Source organism: Mesorhizobium sp. P3_A9 (assembly GCF_056402975.1).
Genome location: NZ_JBFUGJ010000614.1, coordinates 1 through 1,940, shown reverse-complemented (window position 1 = coordinate 1,940; position 1,940 = coordinate 1). Strand labels below are relative to the sequence as shown.

Sequence of the window (1,940 nt, the reverse complement as noted above, 5' to 3'; positions counted from 1 at the left end):
ATCGATGGCCGCTCGGGTGCAACGCTTAAACCCTGAGACCGGCACCTGTGTGCTGACAGAAGTCGGCAGCGGCACGATGCTCCAAGAGCGGCGTGGTGTGTATAAGCCAGGCAAGCCGCTTGGCCAAAATGACTACGGATATTGCGCCTTTGCGACCGCAGGGTTCAGATCGCCCTGCAATTCCTTGGGCAGCGGCAGGCTCGAGCATTGCAGGTGCACGTTGCGGGCGTAAAACTTCCGATGCTTCTGCTCGGCCTCCTTGGTGGCCGCTATGATGCCCAGCCCGTACGGGCCAAGTGCCGCGAATTCCCAACCCGGATGTTGTTTCTCGCGAACCGCGTAGTCCGAAGCCGCCGCCCGGGCCTGCTGGCATTCCGGCGAGGCCCATTTCGGATCCTGCGGCGAAAGCGACGTCCCATAGTCGACCGGAGAGGTCGCGCATCCAGCCACCGTCGCAGCCAATGCGGACATCGCAATTCGCGTCGCAATTCTCATCCCCAAGCCCTTCCCGTCAGTCGCATCATCTTGAATTCCGCACGACCGCAGCGAAATGGCCATGCCATGAATCCGGCAGAGCCCGCCGTACCAATCACGTATACGCGATGTCCAGCCCTTGCGCTTGCCATCGGCTCCGCTTCATGGCGATCTTGCCGCAGCCCGATTCAAGCGGCGTGCTTGGAACCAAATGACGGGCGAGACTGTTCAGTTGAAACTTTGACACGACGCTGACATCCCAGCCGGCAAAGCGGCGACCTTCAGGAGTTCCCCATCATGAACATTTCGTCCGGATTTCGTAAGATCGCGGTTGCCGCCATCGCCACTGCGGGCATTGGCTTTGCCAGTGCCGCGCATGCCGACAGCGGCACGATCCGCTTCGCCGTCTACAAGGCGGCCTTCTTCATCGGCGGCTCCGGCGGCGAAGGCACGTTCACCTTCCATGGTAAGTCGTATCCAATCTCCATCGGCGCCGTTTCGGGCGGCCTCGCCTTCGGCGTTTCCAAGACCTATTTCCACGGCACGGTGCGCCATATCAGGCGTGCGCGCGATGTGACGGGTGTCTATGGCGCGGCGGGTGGCGGCGGCACGATCGGCAAGGGCGCCCAGGTAATCCTCATGACCAACGACAAGGGTGCCCAGCTCGAACTCACCGGCAAGCAGGTTGGCCTGCAGGTCAACGCCGATCTCAGCGGCTTTGCCATCTCGCTGAAGTAAGTATCGGACTGAAGTAAGGGCTTCGGGCAGTTCGCCGTTTCAAGGAATGGCGAACTGCCCTATTTATTTTGACGAAAATCCCAAGGAAAGCGCTATGCGCATTTCCCGGGAGAACCGTTTGGATTGCTTTAGCTCCGCAACCCCTGCGCTTCCTGCCCCGTGCGCTTGACATATTCGGCATAGCCGCCGCCATAGGTGTGGATGGTGGCGATGTCGTCGGTCGGCTCGTCCGGCACCAGAAGGTTGGACGGATCATGACCGCGAGATCGGCATGTTTCGCACCTGTTCGGAAGAATTCGGAACAATTCGTACGGCCTTTGAGACGCTTGCTCGAAGCGCCCCCACTCTGTGTCCAGCCGTCATGCCGACGGTGCGGAAGCAGGGAGAGCGCCATGGACATCGTCACGTCAATTCAAGGCACCGAAAACCATCTCGCCATCAGCAAGCAGGCAGCCTACGAACCGCTTTTCAAGCGGCGCGGGCCGCCGCGCTTCGATGATATCGGGCAGGAGCGGCAATATCGAAAGGAACGGCTTGCCGCGGGTTTCCGCATCTTCGCTGCGCTGGGGTTCAGCGAAGGCGTCGCCGGACACATCACGGCCCGCGATCCGGAATTYACCGACACGTTCTGGGTCAATCCGTTCGGCATGCATTTCGCCCATATCACCGTCTCGGACCTCATCCGTGTCGACGGCGCCGGCGATGTGGTCGAGGGCACGATGCCGGTC

General features: G+C 61.0%; 3 protein-coding genes. 2 read left to right on the top strand and 1 reads right to left on the bottom strand.

Annotation, left to right across the window (positions count from 1 at the left end):
* Positions 1 to 132: 132 nt before the first annotated feature.
* Positions 133 to 495 carry a hypothetical protein gene (locus AC1DX0_RS35240; protein WP_477224506.1) on the bottom strand — a complete coding sequence of 121 codons (363 nt, stop codon included), beginning with the start codon at positions 493 to 495 and terminating at the stop codon, positions 133 to 135.
* Positions 496 to 771: 276 nt separating this feature from the next.
* On the opposite strand from AC1DX0_RS35240, the gene AC1DX0_RS35235 reads away from it, so the two are divergent.
* Together AC1DX0_RS35235 and AC1DX0_RS35230 are read left to right on the top strand one after the other, a co-directional pair.
* Positions 772 to 1,212 carry a hypothetical protein gene (locus tag AC1DX0_RS35235; protein WP_477224486.1) on the top strand — a complete coding sequence of 147 codons (441 nt, stop codon included), beginning with the start codon at positions 772 to 774 and terminating at the stop codon, positions 1,210 to 1,212.
* 392 nt (positions 1,213 to 1,604) lie between these two features.
* On the top strand, positions 1,605 to 1,940 hold a 336-nt coding region (locus AC1DX0_RS35230; RefSeq protein WP_477359050.1), incomplete at its 3' end, for a class II aldolase/adducin family protein.

Coding starts and splice junctions, on each gene's coding strand:
- AC1DX0_RS35240 (WP_477224506.1), bottom strand. CDS start 495: ATGAGAATTGCGACGCGAATTGCGATGTCCGCATTGGCTGCGACGGTG.
- AC1DX0_RS35235 (WP_477224486.1), top strand. CDS start 772: ATGAACATTTCGTCCGGATTTCGTAAGATCGCGGTTGCCGCCATCGCC.